The sequence below is a fragment of the Synechococcus sp. JA-3-3Ab genome (assembly GCF_000013205.1).
GTDB lineage: Bacteria > Cyanobacteriota > Cyanobacteriia > Thermostichales > Thermostichaceae > Thermostichus.
Genome location: NC_007775.1, coordinates 2,049,129 through 2,067,805 on the forward strand (window position 1 = coordinate 2,049,129; position 18,677 = coordinate 2,067,805).

Below are 18,677 nucleotides of genomic sequence, written 5' to 3' on the forward strand. Positions count from 1 at the left end.
AACGTTTCACTCTCCCAAAAACCCACAAAAAACCAAGTCAAACCTTCGCCTCAACACCCTTTCCTCCCAGCCAGAGGGGCCTTGCTGGGTCTGCGCTGCGCAGGGGGCAAAGCTGCGGCCCCACCGGCGTTGGCATCCACTCCACCTCCAGGCCAAACACCTCCTGCACCCTGCTGGGGGTCAAGACCGCCTGCGGGGATCCCAGGGCCTGCAACTGGCCGGATCCCAGCAGGGCCACCCGCCGGCTGTAGCGAATGGCCAGGTTCAGGTCGTGCAGCACGGTAATCACCGTCAGCCCTTGCTCCTGCTGCAGCCGTCGCAACAGCTCCAGCAGCTCCAGTTGGTGGCGCAGATCCAAAAACGTGGTGGGCTCGTCCAACAGCAGCACCTGCGGCTCCTGCACCAGGGCCAGCGCCAGGAAAGCCCGCTGCCGCTCGCCGCCGGAGAGCGTCTCCACCCGCCTCAGGGCCAGGGATCCCAGTCCCGTCTGCGCCAGCGCCCATTCCACCCGCTGCCGATCTGCCCGCGGCAACTGCCACACCCACCAGGGCTGGTGAGGAGAACGCCCCAAGCTCACCAATTGCCACACCGTCAGCCCTGCCGGGATCCGCGGCTGCTGGGGCAAAAGGGCCAACTGCCGGGCCACCTGTTGCGGGCTGAGCTGGGTGTGCAGATCCCAACCGTTCAGGTACACACGCCCCGCCTGCGGGATCAACACTCGGCTCAGCAGCCGCAGCAACGTCGATTTGCCGGAGCCATTGGGGCCGACAATGCTCAGCCATTCCCCCGCCTGCAGGCTGAAGCTCACCTGATGGATCACCTGCCGCGAGCCATAGCCCCCGCTCAGCCCCTCGGCCTGCAAAATTGGCCGGCCCTCCCTCATCGCTCTGCCCCCTGCTGCCGCAGCAGCCAGCCGAAAAACGGCGCCCCCATCAACGCCGTGACGATCCCCACCGGCAGCTCCACAGCCCCCAGCCGGGTGAGGAGATCGGCGCCGCTCAACAGAGCTGCCCCCCCGAGGGCCGAAAGGGGCAACAGCCAGCGGTGATCCGATCCCACCCCCTGGCGCACCATGTGGGGCACCACCAACCCCACAAAGCCGATCAACCCCCCCACGCTGACGGCTGCCGCCGCCAACAAAGCTGCCACCAGGCCGATGGCCACCCGCGTCCGCGCCAACGGGATCCCCAAGCTCACCGCCATCTCTTCTCCCAGGCCCAGCAGGTTCAAAGCCCGCGCCTGCGCCCAGCCCAGCCCCAGCCCGACCAGGATGTACACCCCGGCCACCCGCACCTCCGGCCAGCCCCGCCCGCTCAGGCTGCCGATCAACCACGTCAGGGCCACCTGCACCCGCTCATCGGCCATCAACAATAAGGTGGAGCTAATGGCCCCAAAGAGCGCGCTGACGGCCACCCCCGCCAAGATCAGCCGCTCCACCGCCAGCCCGGAGCGGGTGCGCGCCAGGCCATACACCAACACCGTGGTCAGCACCCCGCCCACCCAAGCCGCCAAGGGCACCCAAGCCGTCCACTCCCCCCAGGTGAGCAGCCCCACCGCCGCCAGGCCCGCCCCCGCCGAGATGCCCAGCAGGTAGGGATCCGCCAGCCCATTGCCCAACATCCCCTGCAGCAGGGCCCCCGCCATCCCCAAGGCCGCCCCCAGCAACTGGGCCAAAAGTGCCCGCGGCAGCCGCAACTGCCAGACAATGGTCTGCCGGACTGGATCCCCTTGCCCCCACAGGGCCTGCCACAGCTCCGCAAAAGTCATGGGAACGGATCCCAAGGCAATCGAGATCCAAAGCAGCAAGAGGATGACACTCAGTAGCAAAACCGCCAAGCCGACCGGGGAGAGGATCCGCCTGGCCTGCCCCCAGCGTGTCTCCGAGTCAACTCCTGATGACAGACGCCCTTGATTGGCCAGCATCGCAAACCTCAGGACTTTTGAGAGGGGGAGATCCGCAAGACAGCTCCGACCGGCTCGCCAGAGCAGCGAGCCCAACCCCGCCAAGCTTTCCAGCTTGTTGAGACTTAGATTCAATAAAGACGTAGCTGCCAGAATAACAGGCTTTCTGGGTTATTGCAAGTCAGTTCTAATAAGCTTCTGCCCGCGTCCCCCCCTTGAGTGCCAACCCTTTGGCGTGAGATCGGGCAACACCCAACCTACTCAGGCCTAACCTGCCAGGGATCCGACTGCCCCGGGTAGGGTCATTCCCAGCAGCCGTGGAATGGGAAGTCCTTGACATACTCCCCTACCTAAAGGCAGGGGATTCTTGTTCTTGGTTCTACGGGCGCACTTACCGTATCGGGTTGCCCCTCTACAGCAGCGGTGCATCTCTCCCCAAGCGTTCCCGACCCCCAGGCCCCCCTACATCCCCCCGTATACGGGGGGACACAGGGGGGCGGGGGGCAGCGGTTCCCTTATGCCCTAAGGTACCGTTTTGCCATTTCAACCCTAAGACGCTTAACTTAAAGATGCTGAGCCCCAAAAGGCTTAGCCCCTTCTTCAGGATATTCAGAGCTGCATTCTGATCCCTATCCAGCACAAGCAGACACTTGGGGCAAATATGAGTTCGCGTAGACAGAGTCTTAACCACTCTATGCCCACAACCACTACAATCCTGCGTGGTGTATTGAGGCGGCACTGCTACGATTGCCTTGCCCCACACCTTGCCGTAGTAGTCTAGCCAGTGAGTGAATAGCGACCAGCTAGCATCTTGGATCGATTTGGCAAGATGACGATTTTTGACCAAGTTCTTCACCGGCAAGTCCTCATACACCACGATGTCGTTAGACATCACTACGCACCGGGCTAGCTTAATCGCCCAGTCTCTACGCTGGCGCTGGACTTTGAGGTCAATCCTACCTACTCGGTTCTTCTGTTTGTGGTAGTTGTTTGATTGCGGTTTTCTCCCTTTTGCGAACATCCTGCTCAACTTGCGTTGATGCCTTTTTAGCCGCTTCTCGCTGCGGCGCAAAAACTTCGGGCAATTCACGGTATTGCCGTTCTGGTCGGTGTAGAAATGCTTGAGCCCAAGATCAATACCGATAACATTGCCTGTGTATTGTCCTTGCTCCTTGCGGTCTACATCCAGACAGAACTGGGCATAGTACCCATCTGCTCTTCGGATCACCCGCACACGGTTGATTTTGGAGCTCAGGATATCCTGTCTTGCTTCTCCATTGCAGTACAGCGCAAAGGTCCCTGCTCCAAACCCGTCCGTGAAGGTGATAGACAGGCCATCATCAGATAACTTCCAGCCCGATTGCTTGTATTCCACAGACCGGCAATGCTTCTTGAACTGGGGATAGCCTTTCTTCTTTTCGCCCTGCTTGCACCGTCTGTAGAAGTTGGAAATCGATAGCCATGCTCGCTCCGCACTCGCCTGCCGAGCAGCAGAGTTGAGCTTATTCGCAAATGGGAACTCCTTCGCCAAGTCTTTGCAGAAAGCATACAGATGCTTCTTCCCTACCCCCCGATTGTCCATCCAATGGCGCAGGCATTTGTTGCGCACAAACTGTGCGGTGCGGATGGCTTCGTCCAAAGCTTGATACTGCTTTGGCGTCCCGTTGAGGAGTTTGGCTTCCCTGACTAACATGAATCTATTTTATTCTGGGTCTTATCAGATAAAACAATCTGCGCCTTATATCCCTGACCTAAAGGGCGGGGCTTTATGGCGCCGCTTGGTAATCTCCTCTCTTCCGGAGGGAGAGGGGGGAAGATCTCAAATCAAATAGAATGGCCCAAGCCGGTTAGCTTGGGTTGGATGGACCCTGAATTTGGCCCCCTCTTGCAAGCATTGGTGCCATGGCTTCTTCTGCTGAGACCACTTGGGATGCCCTGCAGGTGGATCCCGCCCTGCTCACCCCCATGATGCAGCACTACGTGGAGCTGAAGCGGCAATACCCGCACGCCATTCTGCTCTACCGCCTGGGGGATTTCTACGAGATGTTTTTCCAGGACGCGCAACTGGTGTCGCGGGAGCTGGAGCTGGTGCTCACCGGGCGAGAGGCAGGGGCCATTGGCCGGGTGCCCATGTGCGGGATCCCTTACCACGCCTTCGACCGCTATGCCGCCCAGTTGGTGGCCAAAGGCTACGCCCTGGCCGTCTGCGACCAGATGGAGCCGGCGGATCAAGCCAAAGGCCTGGTGCGGCGGGAAGTGACGCGGGTGATCACACCCGGCACCGTCATCGAAGAGGAGCTGCTGCAGGCGCGGCAAAATAACTACCTGGCGGCCATTGTCCGCCTGAGAGGCTCCAAGCAAACGGTCTGGGGCCTGGCCTATGCCGACATTTCCACCGGCGAGTTCTGGGTCTGCCAGGGCGAGGGGCAAGAGCAGCTAGAACAGGAGCTGGCGCGGCTGCAGCCGGCGGAGATCCTGCTGCCCACCGAAGAGGGGCTGGGCCTGGGCCTGATGCGGCCCGGGGATCCCCAAGCCCCCCTGGGCCTGCCCGGCCAGTACACCTATACCCTGCGGCCAGCCGAACCCTTTGAGCTGGCCACGGCGCGGGAAAACCTGCTGCAGACCTACGGCCTGCGCTCCTTGGAGGGCTTGGGCTGCGAGGGGCTGCCCCTGGCCATTCGGGCGGCGGGAGGATTGCTCCACTACCTGGAAGAAACTCAAAAAAACCTGGTGCAGCCTTCCCCTCAGGGGGGCCATCCGCTCCTGCGCCCGCCTCGCACCTACCAGCTCACCGACTACCTGATATTGGACACCCAAACCCGTCGCAACCTGGAGCTGACCCAGACCATCCGCGAGGGGGCCTTTGTCGGATCCCTGCTCTGGGTGCTGGATCGCAGCCGCACCGCCATGGGGGGACGCACCCTACGCCGCTGGCTGTTGCAGCCTTTGCGAGATCCAGAGCAAATCCGCCTCCGCCAAGACACCATCCAGGAGCTCTTGGAAAGCCCCTCCCTGCGCACCCGCCTGGGATCCCTGCTGGACTCTCTCTACGACCTGGAGCGGCTGGCCAACCGCGTCGCCTCCGGCACCGCCAACCCGCGCGAGCTGGTGGCCCTGGGATCCTCTTTGGGCAAACTGCCCCAGTTGGCCGAGCTGGTGGCCGAAGCCCAAACCCCCCTCCTGCAGAGCCTACAACAGGTGGATCCCGCTCTGGTTGACCTGGGCCACCGCATCGAGCACACCCTCCTGCCCTCGCCGCCCCCTGTGCTCACCGAAGGGGGGTTGATCCGGCCTGGGGTAGATGCCGAGCTGGACAGGCTGCGGCAGCAGGTGGAGCAAGACCGCCACTGGATTGCCCAGTTGGAGAAAACCGAGCGCGAGCGCACCGGCATCCCCACCCTCAAAGTGGGCTTCAACAAGGCCTTTGGCTATTACCTCAGCATCAGCCGCGCCAAGGCCCAGCAGGTGCCCAAGGAGTACATCCGCAAGCAGACGCTAACCAACGAAGAGCGCTTCATCACCCCTGAGCTCAAAGAAAAAGAGGCCCGCATCCTCACCGCCCAAACCGAGATCAACCAGCGGGAGTACGAGCTGTTTGTACAACTGCGCCAGGAGGCGGGATCCCAAGCTGCCGCCATCCGCCAGGTGGCCCAGACCCTGGCTGCTGTCGATGCTCTCTTTGGCCTGGCCGAGGTGGCCGTGCAGCAGGGCTACACCCGTCCCGTGATCACCGCCGATCGCCGCCTGATCATCGAAGAGGGGCGCCACCCCGTGGTGGAGAAATCGTTGCCCCAGGGCCTATTTGTCCCCAACTCGGTGCGCCTGGGATCCCCCCACGGCCCGGATCTCATCGTCCTCACCGGCCCCAACATGTCCGGCAAGTCCACCTACTTGCGGCAGATTGGGCTGATCCAGATCCTGGCCCAGATGGGCAGCTTTGTCCCGGCGCGGCGGGCGGAGCTGGGCCTGTGCGACCGCGTGTTTACCCGCATCGGCGCCGTCGATGACCTGGCCACGGGACAGTCCACCTTCATGGTGGAGATGAACGAGACGGCCAACATCCTCAACCACGCCGGCGAGCGCTCCCTGGTGCTTCTGGACGAGATTGGCCGCGGCACCGCCACCTTCGACGGCCTTTCTATCGCCTGGGCCGTAGCCGAGTACCTGGCCACCCAGGTGCGCGCCCGCACGATCTTTGCCACCCACTACCACGAGCTCAACCAACTGGAAACCCTGCTGCCCAACGTGGCCAACTTCCAGGTGGTGGTCAAAGAGCTCCGGGATCGCATCATCTTTTTGCACCAGGTGCAACCTGGCGGAGCCGACCGCTCCTACGGCATCGAGGTGGGGCGCATGGCCGGCCTGCCCCAGCCGGTGATCGAGCGGGCCAAACAGGTGCTGGCCCTGGTGGAACAACACAGCCGCATCGGCCTCGGCCTGCGCAGCCAGGGGAAAAGCCGCCCTTCTTCAAACAACCCCAAGAAACGGTTCAAGCAAGAATCCAATTCCCGCGGGATACCCGACTGCGATGCCAAGGCTGGGGATCAACTATCCCTGATCCCGACCTCCCTCTACCCCGAGGAGCTCTAGGTCTATCCTCGCTCCGGATCCCGTTCTTCCAGCCCCAAGGTGGCGGCCAGCACCTCCAGCTCCTCCCGCTGCCCCTCCACCCAGAGGTGGGATCCGGGGGGCGGAGCGGCCTCTTGCAGCTTCAGGCGGATCTGCTGCGGGCGGTGGCTGCGCCGCCAGTAGTACCAGCCCGCCCAAGGAGAGGCCAGCAGCAGCGTCCAAGGCCAGGCTCCCCAAGCCGGCTGCAGCATCTGCAGCACCAGGGCCAAACAGGCCAGCCCTGCCCCCGCCAGCCCCGTCAAAAAAACAGCCAACCCCACACTGGCCCGCGCCTGACCCACAAAGGTGGCGATCCCCTCCGGGTCAGCAGATTGCAAGCGATAGGCGCGCCCCTCCAGGTGCTTTCGGAGAAGGGATCCCATTTCTTCCAGGTTGCGACTGCTAAAATAGAGACGAGCTTCGACGCGGTCTTTGCCAGAGGCTCGCAGAAAAAAGAACAGGCCGATGGCCAGCAAGACCGTAAGCAGTAGCGTTGAAATTGTCTCCCCTTGCAAGGAAGAAGAGGCGGCTACTGCCGCACGTGCCTCGGATAGAGAGCCAAAGTTGATGGGCAGCGCAACTGCGATCGGGGCTTTCTCTCCTGACCAGAAAGAAGGAGACTTGGCAAGAAAGCAGTTCATGGAATGCTAGTTTACACGCCTGCTGACCAGTTTAGACTTCTCAGAGGAGCTGGCCGCCCCCTCCTCCAAAGAAAAACCGAGTTGCCACCTCTATCGCTTTGTAGCTCGCATGGGCAAAAAACCCCTCGGAGGGCAGTGCGCTTTTCAGCAACCTCAGTGGCAGTTCAAGAGGAGGGGAGGCTACGCCGGATCTCGTGCCTCTCGGCTGGGAAGTGCAACTATAATAATAATTAAGTTATGATAAGAGGCTTCTGCTTTACTGACTCTTGTCTCTCTCCCTTTCCAGGGTAGCCTCCTTTAAGAGGGCAGAGCTCTGCAGCGAGGGTTGAGGAGGAGGGTGCCTGCCCCACTCGAGCGATGACGGCGCAAAGCAACCGCTCCAGGGAGACACCAGCCTTAGAGATTTCCTCCCAGTCCTGCCCTTTTGGTTTGCCTGCCTCTGTCGCTGTTTCAGCAATACCTTACATGTCTAACTACGAACCTGAGCTCAACGACATTTTGTTGGATGGCGATCTCCTCGATCCCGCTGAGGAAGCAGAGGTAGATCTGGCCGAGAGCGAGTTTGCAGAAGAGGAGCCAGCTCGCCGCTCCACCGATCTGGTGCGCCTTTATTTGCAGGAGATCGGTCGTGTTCCCCTCCTGGGTCGCGATGAGGAGGTGGCTCTGGCCCAAAGAGTCCAAGACTACATGAAGCTTTTGGATGTGCGCCTGCGCCTGCAGAAAGAGTTGGGACGGGAGCCAACTCTGGCCGAGTGGGCAGCTAGGGCCAACCAGTACCCCGAATGGGCCAACCTCACCCCCGAGAAGCTACAGCAGATCCAGCGAATTGGCAAGCGCGCCAAAGAGCACATGATCAAAGCTAACCTGCGCCTGGTGGTGTCGGTGGCGAAAAAATATCAAAATCGCGGCCTGGAGCTGCTGGACTTGATCCAAGAGGGCACGCTGGGCCTGGAGCGAGCGGTGGAGAAGTTCGATCCCAAGAAGGGCTATCGCTTCAGCACCTACGCCTACTGGTGGATCCGGCAGGGCATCACCCGCGCCATCGCCACCCAGAGCCGCACTATCCGCTTGCCCGTTCACATCACCGAGAAGCTGAACAAGATCAAAAAAGCCCAGCGCAAGCTTTCCCAGGAGAAAGGCCGTACCCCCACCATTGAGGATATTGCTTCCGAGCTGGAGATGACGGTGCCCCAGGTCAGGGAGCTGCTGGTGCGGGTGCCGCGCTCGGTTTCTCTGGAAACCAAGGTGGGCAAAGACAAGGACACTGAGCTGGGGGATCTGCTGGAAACCGACGACATCTCCCCCGAAGAGACGATGATGCGGGAGGCCCTGCATCGCGATCTACAGCAGTTGCTGGCAGATCTCACCAGCCGCGAGCGGGATGTGATCCGCATGCGCTTTGGGTTGGGGGATGGGCGCACCTACTCGCTGGCGGAAATTGGCCGCGCCTTGGATCTGTCGCGGGAGCGGGTACGGCAAATCGAGGCCAAAGCCCTGCAAAAGCTGCGGCAGCCGAAGCGGCGCAACCGAGTGCGAGACTACCTCGAAGCCATCAGCTAGTCGGGCCTGCCTAGGATCTGGATGGAGATCGCTGGCTGGCAATCTTGCTCAGGCGCGTCTGGATCTGGGCTGCCAGCCAGTTCACTTCCGGGATCCGCAGATACAGGGCCCCTGCCGCAAACAAGCTGAGACCGATGCCGGCGGCCAGACCGGCCCAGAGGGCGGCGGTGATTAGAGAAGAGCCGAGAATCTCGTGGGAGCGCAGTTGCGTCCACAGCCAATGGCTGAGGCCCCCGGCCAAGGCGGTGATCCCCAGCAACGGCAGCAGGGCCTGCCCCATCTCCTGCCAGGGGATCTCCGGCAAGCGCTGGTGGAGGCGGATCCCCAGCCCAATCAGAGCCATCAGGTTAACGCCTGCCGTGGCCAAGGCAATGCCCGGTGCTCCAAAGGTTGGCAAAAACAGGAAGTCCAGCAGGGCGTTGAGGCCGATGGCCAGGCCGCTGATGTGCAGGGGCGTAGCCCCATCCTCCAGGGCGTAGAAGATACGCACCAGCACATCCCGCAGCAGGTAACAGGTCATCCCCAGCCCATAAGCCATCAGCAGGGCCGCCACCTCCTGGGTCACCTCCGGCGTAAAGCGACCGCGCTGGTAGGCTACTTGAACGATAGGTTCGGCCAGGGCCACCAGCACCATCGCCAGGGGCAGGGTGAGGATGGCCGTCACCATCAGCCCTTGGCGGATACGCTGGCGCAGCTCCGGCCAGCGGGATCCATCCCCCGCCAGCTGGGCGTAGAGAGGCATCAGGGGCACCAGCACCATGTTGGAGAGGATCCCCAGGGGGGTTTGCACCAAAAGCTGGGCATAGCCCAAGTTGCCGATGGTGCGATCCCCGGGCACGAAGGAGGCAAAAAAGAGATCCACATAGACATTGATGTGGATCATGCCGGAGGAGATCACCGCCGGCAACAGCAGCAGGCCCACCGCCCGCACCGGCGGGGATCCCCACTCAAAGCGCAGCCGCAGCCGCCCCAGCCCCAGCCGCTGCTGCAGCGGCACCTGCGCCAACCACTGGGCGATGGCCCCGATGAGCACCCCCCAGGCCAGCAACGTCGGGATCCCCGTCCATCCCAACGCGAGCAGGATCCCAATGACTGACAAGCTGGAGATCAACGGGCTAAGGGCGGGCAAGAGGTAGTGCTCGGCCGCATTCAGCGCCCCAAAGCCAATGCCAATCCAGCCCGAGAGCAAGGCCAGCGGCGCCATGATCCGCAACTGCTCGGCGGCAAGAGCATGCACTTCGGGGCTGGCCCCTGGTGCGCTCAGGCGCACCACCCAGTCGGCTCCCCACCAGAGGCCCAACGTCACCGCTAAGAGCAGGCAGCCCACCAAGGTAGAAATGGACTCTAGCCAACGGGCCGGATCCTCTCTTCCCGGCTGCTGCTTTTTGAGCACGCTGACGATGGCGCTGTGAAAGGGGCCGTTGATCCCGCCCAGCAAGATCAACAAAAAGCCAGGCAGGACATAGGCTATGCTAAAGGCGCTGTACTCTGTCCCCGAGCCGTAGACTGCCGCGATTAGGGCCTGACGGATAAACCCCATGCCCTTGCTGAGCAGCGTGGCCCCTGCCACCAGCCCTGCTACCGAGAGCAAGGAACGGGGTGGAGAAGACGCGGCGGATGGGATTCGCGGGGCAGACTCTTTCATACCCCTAGCTCCCCACCGCCGCCTTGGCAATGGGCAACTGTCGGGATGCCCTAATCTTCCCAGGATTCACCCACAGGCTCACAGCCGCTACCCCCCTCGCTTCGGCATAGGGCAGCACCATTATCCCGGATTCTCCCGACCTCTGGAGGGAGGGCAAGGCAGAGCTCAGGCCAGCAGTTGTCGCTCCTGCTCCAGTTGCCGCAACAGATGCTCGTCGCCGCGGGCCTGGGCAGCGCGAATGCGCTCTTGTAGTCGCCGCAGCAGGTTTTGCCGATGGGTTTCTTCGACCAAGGTTATAAAGTCCTTGCGCGGGGAAATAGCCGCCGGCACCCTGCTCGCTGCCTTCGCCGCCGGATTGAGGACAAGGCCTCGATACCTCAAGGCAGAAAACTGTGGCAGCGACACAACCGCCGATTGGGCTGGCCAGCTCCACGCCAGGCCCCGGTAGCGCGTTGGCACCTCCTGCCGCTGGCAGGTTGCGGGGGCAGAAGGGACAAAGTCGTGGGCAATGCCCCGGTAGGTCAGTTGCATAGGAAGACTCCCCCAAATAGACTGCGGCGATCTTTAAAGAGCTGAGGAAGAAAGCGACGCCCCTGAGCCAGCTTGTTGAGAGCCGTTAGACAACAGCTTCGGCTTCCTCGGCGCAGCTCAGAGGGTAAAACCCAATTTTATTCTGTATCGAAATTAACAAAATAAGCAGTTGGGTGTCAACTTTGGGTCGAGGTCGTCTCCCTATCCAGAGAATTAGAGCAGCTCGTCGATTAGCCGTAGCACCTGGTGCAGGTCGGTGCCGGCCTCTTTTCCCCGTCTGAGGTTCAGCTCCACCAACTGCTTGAGGGCGAGCAGCTTGATATTGGCCTCCACCGCTGCCGCTGCCATGGCTTGGGCCGCCGGCAGATAGCCGCTGGCCCCCAGATCCAGCAGGGCAGCCCGCCGCAGATGGATGTTGGGGTGGCTCAACACCGACAGTAGCGGTTGGACAAAACTGGGATCCCCTGTCAGCCGGTAACAGGCCCGCGCTGCCGCGCATTGGAGGCGAATTGAGGGGTGCTCTAGGTAAGGGCGGATCTGCCCCAGGGCGGCAGCCACCTGCAACTGTCCAAGCGCCTCGATCAAAGCCTCCAAGGCGGCAGGCGCTTCTGTCTGCAGACCCTGCTCCACCCAGCGCAGCCCTTCGAGCAACGCCACTCCCAGCTCTTCGGCTTGCCTGGGATCCCGATCCAGATTATTGGCTAGGGCGATCTCCACCAGCGCCTGGGCTGCTGCTGCCACCACTTGGCCATCGGAGCAGCGTAAAGCCTCTTTCAGAGCCGGGATCCCAGCAGGGGAGGCCACCTTGCCCAGGGCACGGGCGGCGTTGCGCCGCAGCGGATATCCCCCCTGCGTGGTGCGATCTGTCTCATCGGCCAAGGCTTCGATCAGGGCCGGGATCCCTTCGGGGATGCGCATGCGCCCCAGCCACCAAGCCGCGTAGTAACGTTCCCCCGGATCCCCATGGCGCAGCTTGGCGATCTGGCCAGCGGGGGTGAGGTCGGCGGCCGGAGGGAGATCTGAAGGAACAGCCGTGGTCATAGCATCAACAGGCCAGAGCGCCTGCAGAGGCCTCAAGCGCTGCGGACGCTGACGATCTTGGCGCCCGACTTGAGCAGCCGCTGCATCGTCGCCGAGAGCTGATCGGCAGAGACAAAGATCTGCTGGTTGGATTTGCGCACCCGGCTGGAGGTGGCCAGGGCCGAGGGCGGGTTAAGCAGCCGCGTCACCTCAATGCAGAACATGCGATCGGACTGGCCCGTTGGCGGCCCCAAGTGTTTGGTAATGGGGCTGGGGGGCAGCAGCCCCCGCACCCCGATGCGGCGGATGGCCGGGGTAAAGCCGGTGGCGAGGGGTACCATCAAGCGCGGCCTGCGCCCCTGGGAACGGTCGTTGTTGGCGTAGCCCCCGTAGAGGGCAAAAAGGTTGGTGAAGTCGCGGGTGGTATGGGCCTTGCGATATTCAAACCCGCGCGGATAGGGGACGATGTTGTCGCCAAAGGCTTCCAGGTATTCTGGGCTGTCGATGTAGGAATCGATCTCCGCGCTGTGGCCCCCAGCGTGGTAGATGTCCAGGTGTCGGGCAATATCCTTAGGGCTGGTGGGAGCTCGCCCCAGCAGGTGCTTGAAGTTGAGCTCGATGGCGCGGGTCTGGGAGTTAGGGTACAAAAACCGCCTCTTGTAGGCTTCGGACTTGGCGATTAAGCGCACAAACTCCCGCACCGTCAGGCTGCCCCGCCGTAGCAGCGATTCCGCACTGGCCAGCTCCTTCCTGTCTGCGCCAAACAGGTGATCGTTGCCCAGCACCTGGCGATAGATGGCCCGCAGGATCGCATTGAGCTGATCCTGGCTGGCATTAGGGCGCAATTCTAAGGGAGTCGTCTCTGTAATGCCCCGGATCCCCATTCGGCTTGCCGCTGTGATTCCACTCATGTTAATTCCTCATGATGAAACTGGCTGGATTAACTTTGAAAAAAGCTTGAAAAGGCTGCTTGGGTTCACCTCTCAACTCAACAACCCTCAGCAGCACAAATATGGGGTTGAAGCGAGAGCAACAGCGGCGCTTTTCCCTCTGGGGGAGAGATCCTCAGACCCAACCGGCCAAAGGGATCCCTTTCTCGCCACCGTTGCCCTCGACAACCTTTCTTCGCTATCCCCCTCAAGCGCCGGGCTGGCCACCTTTTTGGGGGATCCCAAGCTGCAGAACCTAGCTGAGCGCGTTGATGGCGTAGTCGATGTAGGTGTTGGCTTCGGTGGCCGCTTGCCCCGTCAGGCCATGGTTGGCTTTGATGTAGCGTAGCGCTTCGATAAACCAACTGGGGGAGAGTTCAAAAGCGGCGTTGATCTCGCGGATCCCGGCCAACTGATACTCGTCCAACGGGCCGGTGCCACCGGCTACCAAGCAGTAGGTGATGTAGCGCAGGTAGTGGCGCACGTCGCGGGCGCACTTGTCTTTGCCCGCTTGGGTGTGGCATTGTCCCCCAGGCTGAGTGGTATAGGGGAACTTGGCATAGACGGCCTCGGTGGCGCCGCGCACCAGCTCTTCGGCACGGCTGCTCAGGACACGGGCAGCTTCCATGCTGGCGGCAGCCCGCTGAAAACGGCCGTTGATGGCCTGCAACTCGCTGTTGCTCAGATAGCGCCCCTGGCTATCCGCGGTAGCAATGGCATCGACAATAGGGGTTTGCATGATTCAAAACGCTCCTTTACTTAAGCTCAACGCAAAAATCCAACACTGCAAAAGCGGCTTAACTGCAAAATGACTGCAAAAAAGGTTGTCTTCTCAGGGATCCCAGGCCAACCCGAGTTGAACTCCACGGCGGCCTTCACCCTAGGATCCGACTGTTCCAGGCAAAGCGATGGAGATTCCGGCCCTATCAGACCACGGCAGCAGCGGCGCGATCGAAGTAGGACTCGATTTCGGCGATCAAAGCGCTGCAATCACCCCGGGTGATGCCGTTGGGATCGCTCACCACCGCCACCGCAGCTTTTTTCATTTTTTGAATGCCGTTGGCCACAGAGCTGCCAGGGGTGCCCAGCGCCTGATAGGTTTCCCGCAAGCCGTTCAAGCAGCGCTCGTCCAGCACGCTGGGGTCAGCGGCTGCCACCGCATAGGTGATGTAGCGGAGGATGATATCCATATCCCGCATACAGGCGGCCACGTTGCGGCTGGGATAAGCAGGGCCGCCGGGAGCGTTCAAATTGGGCTCCTCGGCAAACAACTGACGGATGGCATCGGTCACAATTTTAGAAGCGTTGCTGGTGAGGCGGTTCACGGCGTCCAAGCGCTTGTTCCCCTCGGCAATCACCTGCTGCAGAGCCGCAAACTCGTTTTCTCCCAAGAAAGCGCCTTTGGAATCAGCTTGCGCAACAACTTTGCCAAATACATCGTTCATGGCTTTAAATCTCCTAGCGAAAGCAAAAGAGGTTATGAATCGTCACTCCCTGCCGCGGAAGTGGAAGCTCCCGCCAGCCAGGAATGCAGCAATGCCCCGATCCCTGATGCCGACCGGCACCGTTGGCACAGCTCCTTGTCCCAACAGACCTGCCCACGGGATCAAAGCCCGTAGAAACAAGATGGGCAAGCTAATCCTCGACCCACCTCCAGTCAAACGGCCTCGCAGGCGAAGCCGCTTGCCGACACATGTCAACGGATCCCGCTTCTTAAAGAAAGATCCTCCACTGCCGACAACCTGAACTGGACAGATGAGGAAAATCTGGCTCGCCTTGTTTCCAGTCTTTTTCTATCGCGAGGACAGGGAGCGATTGAATCAAAAAATGTAAAGGGACTTTACTTGCCGCAAAAAGTCTTGGATCCTCATCCAGACGGGCAATCCCGCCCTCTTCTCTCCATCCTTCAGGGCCTTAGTTTTTACAGAAAAAAATGTTACTTTACACAGCTTTACGACATGAAGAAAAATATAAACCGTGATTGTGGCTTTCGGCCAAGAGGCAAGCCCGCTTCAGTATCCACGCAAACCTTCTCATAAAGGATACATAATTTAACATTTGTGGAACCTCCTCGGCAGAGCAGAGGTTAGGGGAAAATCTGAGCAGGTTTTCATCGACCGCCTGGGATTTTCGGTATAAGTCCCTACGGTATTTCTGGATGCGTGGTTATGTCGAACTGGTTGGAGTCCACCTCTTCCCCTGAGCTGTTGCAGATGGCACGTTGGCTGGCGGGAGACTTCAGCAACCAAGAGCAAGCCTGGGAGAACCCACCTTTTTTTGCCTCGATCCGGGTGGCCTATCGCCCCTTGCCAACTGCTGTGCTGGGGGGAATCGGCTTTTATGTGGAGCAGGCTTACAGCGGCCATTTGGAGGAGCCCTATCGTCAGGCAGTGGTGGAACTCACTCAAGTGGGGGACGGGATCGTGATCCGCAACTACCGTCCTCTGCAGCCGCAGCGGTGGCGGGGGTGTGCTCGGGGGAGGGCGGAGCAACTCAGCCAACTGAGCGCTGCCGATCTGGCCTACCTGCCGGGGTGTGATGTGCAGGTGAAGAGGCAGGGATCCCTTTTTGTCGGCGTGACGGAGCCGGGTTGCCGCTGTTGCGTGGTGCGCAACGGTCAAACCACCTATTTGCAGACCACCTTGCACCTGAGCGAGAACGAGTTTTGCAGCCACGATCGCGGCATGGATCCGGTTACCCACCGCCAGGTGTGGGGAGCTGTGGCCGGCCCTTTTCGCTTTCGCAAGGTTGTCGATTGGCAGGCGGAGCTGCTGCAGTAGGTGGGAAGAGAATCCCTTGCCAATCTCGGCGCCGTCGGTGAAAGATGATACTTTGGGAGAAAGCAACTGCGGCCCGCTACATGTCCAATAGGGATCCTTGTCTGCCGGCTGCTCGGCAACGCTGACGCGAATGTGCGAATGAACTTTCCCCATGCAAGACGAACGAGACACGCTTCGCCAACAGCTTCTCACCCTCCAAGGTGAGGCGCTTGCCCAGGTGGCGCAGGCCGCCGATCTGGACGCCTTGGAGCAGATCCGCATCGACTATCTGGGCAAGAAGGGGAAGCTCTCCAAGATCTTGGGGGGCATGGGGAAGCTGCCCCCGGAAGAACGGCCTGCCATTGGCGCTTTGGCCAACACCTTCAAAGAGGCCCTGCAATCTAGGCTGGATGAGCGCAAACGGGCCCTGGCCGAAGCTCAGCTCCAGGCTCGCCTGGAGGCGGAGCGGCTGGACGTCACTATGCCGGGGCCGCGCCGGCCTCTAGGGCGGATTCACCCTTTGCAGGCCACCATCGACCGCATGCTCGATATCTTTGTGGGGATGGGCTACACGGTGGTCCACGGCCCGGAGATCGAGACAGAGTACTACAACTTCGAGGCCCTCAACACCCCCGCCGACCACCCGGCGCGGGACATGCAGGATACCCTCTATTTGGAAAAGGGCTATCTGATGCGCACCCAAACCTCTTCGGTGCAGGTGCGTTATATGGAGCAACACCAGCCGCCCCTGCGCATTGTGCATGCCGGGCGAGTGATGCGCCGCGACAGTGTCGATGCCACCCACTCGGCTGTGTTTCACCAAATGGAAATCTTGGCGGTGGGCCAGAACCTCACCTTTTGCGACCTGAAGGGCACCCTCAAGGAGTTTGTCACTCGCCTGTTGGGCCAGCGAGAAACCCGCTTCCGGCCCAGCTATTTTCCGTTCACGGAGCCTTCTGCCGAGATGGATGTGCGTTTTGGCTCCAAGTGGCTGGAAATTTTTGGCTGCGGCATGGTGGATCCCAATGTATTTCAGGCGGTCGGCTATGACCCGGAGCGCTACACCGGCTTTGCGGCAGGGATCGGCGTTGAGCGGGTGGCCATGCTCTTACATGGCATTCAAGATATCCGCCTGTTCTACAGCAGCGACCTGCGCTTTTTGTCGCAATTTTAGGTCAAGAGAAGGTGCGTTTGTAAACCAACTGCAGATGTTCCAGCTCGTCTTTGCGATTGGCGCGGCGCAGCAAGCGCATCTGCTCTTCGAGAACTTGGCGGGCTTCGTTGCGGCTAATCGGATCAAAGACCAATTCTTCCACAGCAGAGGGGTCGTCGTCAGCGGGGGGCTTGAAGTAGACCCGAAAAAACAGCCGTTGGGCATAAAGGGTGGTGAAGATGGCCTCACCTTCGTTAACCCGACACAGGCCGTAGAGCAAACCAAATGTAGGGTGATTTAGATAGAGCTCATTCATGCCCAATAGCGTACCACTCTTGGTGGAGAAGAGGGGCTTTCCTTCTCGTTCGGTGGCCGAGAAAGTTGCCGAAACGATTTCGCTCCGGCTCTTGAGACCGAGAGCGCAAATCGTAGGTTCCACCCAGCTTGATTTTGGTTCGGCTGTTGCAACTGGATTCGAGGTTAACAGAGTTTTTTTAGACACAGGCCAGGCTGCTACCGCCGCTGCTGTTCCCCCACCTTTTTCTTCATGTCATGCAATTCCTTCTCTACCTCTAGCCGCATCTCCAGCCGGCGAAATTCCTCCTCCAACTTATCTTCCTCAAACGGTTTTCCCCAGGGGCTGAAGCCCCAAGCCGGCTCGGCGGCAGTTTTGGCTTGGGCGGCCTTGACTTCTTGCAGCTTGGTTTTCACCTCTTGGCGGCGCCGGGCAATTTGCGGCAGCAGAGCTTCCAGTTGCTGGATTTTCTCCTCCAGAGCCTTCCCTTGGTTGAACAACCGGCTTCCTTTCTCCAAAAGCTCGGCTTCCCGTCGACGCGCCCCTTCGGCCAGGTCGGGGCGGTTGGCCCGCTCGGCTTTTTCGATGCGAAAGTGCCAGGTCTTGATCTCCTCGCCCAGCTTGGCGAGAGCTTCGCTCAGGGCTTGCTTCTGGGCCAAGCTTTCCTGCCGCAGCCGTCGAGTTTCTTCTTCCTGCTGGCGCAACTGCTCGTCGAGGGCTTGCAACTCGATCTCTGGGTGGGCTTTGAGGAATTCCTCTAGGCGGGTCTCCAAAAATCGGATGATATCTTCGATCAATTTCATGGGCCGATCCTCACTGGCCGAGCGCTCAGTTGCGTTTAGGCTAGCGCAAGCCGGCTCGTTCCCGATAGGCCCCCGTTGGATCGCAGCCTAGACCAGCAAATGCCCATCGGCAACGCGGATGATGCGCTGGGCGGCCTGGGCCACTTCCAGGTCATGGGTAACCACGACAAGGGTAATGCCCTGGCGGTGCAGCTCGGCAAAGAGGTTGAGCACTTCCTGGCCGGTGCGGCTGTCCAGGGCTCCTGTAGGCTCGTCAGCCAACAACAGTTGTGGCCGGTTGACGATGGCACGGGCGATGGCCACCCGCTGCTGCTGGCCGCCGGAGAGTTGAGCCGGGCGCTGGTGCAGCTTGCTCCCCAAGCCCACTTGTTCTAAAGCTTGCTTGGCCCGCCGGCGTTGCTCTGGCTCCGGGATCCCGGCGTAGGCCAGGGGCAGCATCACGTTCTCCAGAGCCGTCAAGAGGGGCAGGAGGTGAAACTGCTGGAAGACAAAGCCAATCTTTTGGTTGCGAATCCGGGCCAGCTCCCGATCCGTCAGAGTAGAGACTTCCACGCCGTCCAGCCAGTAGCGCCCTGAGCTGGGCCGATCCAGGCAGCCCATGAGGTTCATCAGGGTGGACTTGCCGGAGCCAGAGGGCCCCATGATGGCGCAATACTCCCCTGCCTCGATCGCCAAGTCGATATCGTAGAGGGCCTGAAAGCTGCCTTCCGGCAGTGGGTAGACTTTGTTCACCCCGACCATTTGCACCACGGGCAGGTGGGGTGTGGTAGGGCGCTCCAGGGATCCGACCAGCCCCTGGCGACGATCTGCCCAGGGTTGTTGCTCAAGCAT

The 18,677-nt window shown here is 60.8% G+C and carries 17 protein-coding genes; 4 read left to right on the forward strand and 13 right to left on the reverse strand.

Going from position 1 to position 18,677, the window contains the following annotated elements; translation table 11 throughout:
• Positions 1 to 37: 37 nt before the first annotated feature.
• The 3 genes from CYA_RS09580 to CYA_RS09590 all read right to left on the reverse strand — a co-directional run bounded on the left by CYA_RS09580 (position 38) and on the right by CYA_RS09590 (position 3,595).
• Positions 38 to 883 (reverse strand): ABC transporter ATP-binding protein, encoded by an 846-nt coding sequence (locus tag CYA_RS09580; RefSeq protein WP_011430846.1) that lies wholly within the window; start codon positions 881 to 883, stop codon positions 38 to 40.
• Positions 880 to 1,923, reverse strand: a complete 1,044-nt coding sequence (locus CYA_RS09585; protein WP_011430847.1) for a FecCD family ABC transporter permease — start codon at positions 1,921 to 1,923, stop codon at positions 880 to 882. The genes CYA_RS09580 and CYA_RS09585 overlap by 4 nt, the downstream gene beginning before the upstream one ends.
• A 391-nt stretch (positions 1,924 to 2,314) precedes the next feature.
• Complete coding sequence (locus CYA_RS09590; RefSeq protein ID WP_011430848.1) at positions 2,315 to 3,595, reverse strand: RNA-guided endonuclease InsQ/TnpB family protein; 1,281 nt, start codon at positions 3,593 to 3,595, stop codon at positions 2,315 to 2,317.
• 209 nt (positions 3,596 to 3,804) lie between these two features.
• Here CYA_RS09590 and mutS point away from each other — a divergent pair, with 209 nt between their 5' ends.
• On the forward strand, positions 3,805 to 6,492 hold the full coding sequence (gene mutS / locus CYA_RS09595) for a DNA mismatch repair protein MutS (RefSeq protein ID WP_071813525.1): 2,688 nt from the start codon (positions 3,805 to 3,807) through the stop codon (positions 6,490 to 6,492).
• A gap of 2 nt (positions 6,493 to 6,494) precedes the next feature.
• On the opposite strand, the gene CYA_RS09600 is transcribed toward mutS, so the two are convergent.
• Complete coding sequence (locus tag CYA_RS09600) at positions 6,495 to 7,151, reverse strand: cofactor assembly of complex C subunit B (protein WP_083759167.1); 657 nt, start codon at positions 7,149 to 7,151, stop codon at positions 6,495 to 6,497.
• A gap of 465 nt (positions 7,152 to 7,616) precedes the next feature.
• Between CYA_RS09600 and sigC the strand changes: the two genes are divergently transcribed.
• Positions 7,617 to 8,711, forward strand: a complete 1,095-nt coding sequence (gene sigC, locus CYA_RS09605; protein WP_011430851.1) for an RNA polymerase sigma factor SigC — start codon at positions 7,617 to 7,619, stop codon at positions 8,709 to 8,711.
• A 10-nt stretch (positions 8,712 to 8,721) separates the two neighbouring features.
• Here the strand turns inward: sigC and murJ are convergent, their stop codons facing one another.
• The 6 genes from murJ to CYA_RS09635 all read right to left on the reverse strand — a co-directional run bounded on the left by murJ (position 8,722) and on the right by CYA_RS09635 (position 14,281).
• Entirely contained in the window at positions 8,722 to 10,356 is a 1,635-nt protein-coding gene (gene murJ, locus CYA_RS09610) for a murein biosynthesis integral membrane protein MurJ (protein WP_011430852.1), read from the reverse strand.
• A gap of 165 nt (positions 10,357 to 10,521) precedes the next feature.
• Positions 10,522 to 10,887, reverse strand: a complete 366-nt coding sequence (locus CYA_RS13825; protein ID WP_011430853.1) for a DUF4278 domain-containing protein — start codon at positions 10,885 to 10,887, stop codon at positions 10,522 to 10,524.
• Between the two features lie 213 nt (positions 10,888 to 11,100).
• Positions 11,101 to 11,928, reverse strand: coding sequence for a HEAT repeat domain-containing protein (locus tag CYA_RS09620; RefSeq protein ID WP_011430854.1), 828 nt, complete (start codon positions 11,926 to 11,928; stop codon positions 11,101 to 11,103).
• Positions 11,929 to 11,960: 32 nt separating this feature from the next.
• Entirely contained in the window at positions 11,961 to 12,818 is an 858-nt protein-coding gene (locus tag CYA_RS09625; RefSeq protein WP_011430855.1) for a phycobilisome rod-core linker polypeptide, read from the reverse strand.
• Positions 12,819 to 13,092: 274 nt separating this feature from the next.
• Complete coding sequence (locus tag CYA_RS09630; protein ID WP_011430856.1) at positions 13,093 to 13,575, reverse strand: phycocyanin subunit alpha; 483 nt, start codon at positions 13,573 to 13,575, stop codon at positions 13,093 to 13,095.
• A 187-nt stretch (positions 13,576 to 13,762) separates the two neighbouring features.
• The gene (locus CYA_RS09635; protein WP_011430857.1) at positions 13,763 to 14,281 is read right to left on the reverse strand and encodes a phycocyanin subunit beta; all 519 of its coding nucleotides are present in this window, start codon (positions 14,279 to 14,281) and stop codon (positions 13,763 to 13,765) included.
• A 723-nt stretch (positions 14,282 to 15,004) separates the two neighbouring features.
• Here CYA_RS09635 and CYA_RS09640 point away from each other — a divergent pair.
• Positions 15,005 to 15,616: a chromophore lyase CpcT/CpeT gene (locus CYA_RS09640; RefSeq protein WP_041438454.1), complete on the forward strand. Its 612-nt coding sequence runs from the start codon at positions 15,005 to 15,007 to the stop codon at positions 15,614 to 15,616.
• Positions 15,617 to 15,767: 151 nt separating this feature from the next.
• Complete coding sequence (gene pheS, locus CYA_RS09645; RefSeq protein ID WP_011430859.1) at positions 15,768 to 16,769, forward strand: phenylalanine--tRNA ligase subunit alpha; 1,002 nt, start codon at positions 15,768 to 15,770, stop codon at positions 16,767 to 16,769.
• A 1-nt stretch (position 16,770) separates the two neighbouring features.
• Here the strand turns inward: pheS and CYA_RS09650 are convergent, their stop codons facing one another.
• From CYA_RS09650 to CYA_RS09660, 3 genes are all read right to left on the reverse strand, one after another.
• Positions 16,771 to 17,064 (reverse strand): PipX family protein, encoded by a 294-nt coding sequence (locus CYA_RS09650; protein WP_011430860.1) that lies wholly within the window; start codon positions 17,062 to 17,064, stop codon positions 16,771 to 16,773.
• A 197-nt stretch (positions 17,065 to 17,261) separates the two neighbouring features.
• Positions 17,262 to 17,846: a TIGR04376 family protein gene (locus CYA_RS09655; protein WP_011430861.1), complete on the reverse strand. Its 585-nt coding sequence runs from the start codon at positions 17,844 to 17,846 to the stop codon at positions 17,262 to 17,264.
• A gap of 87 nt (positions 17,847 to 17,933) precedes the next feature.
• Positions 17,934 to 18,677, reverse strand: a complete 744-nt coding sequence (locus CYA_RS09660; RefSeq protein WP_011430862.1) for an ABC transporter ATP-binding protein — start codon at positions 18,675 to 18,677, stop codon at positions 17,934 to 17,936.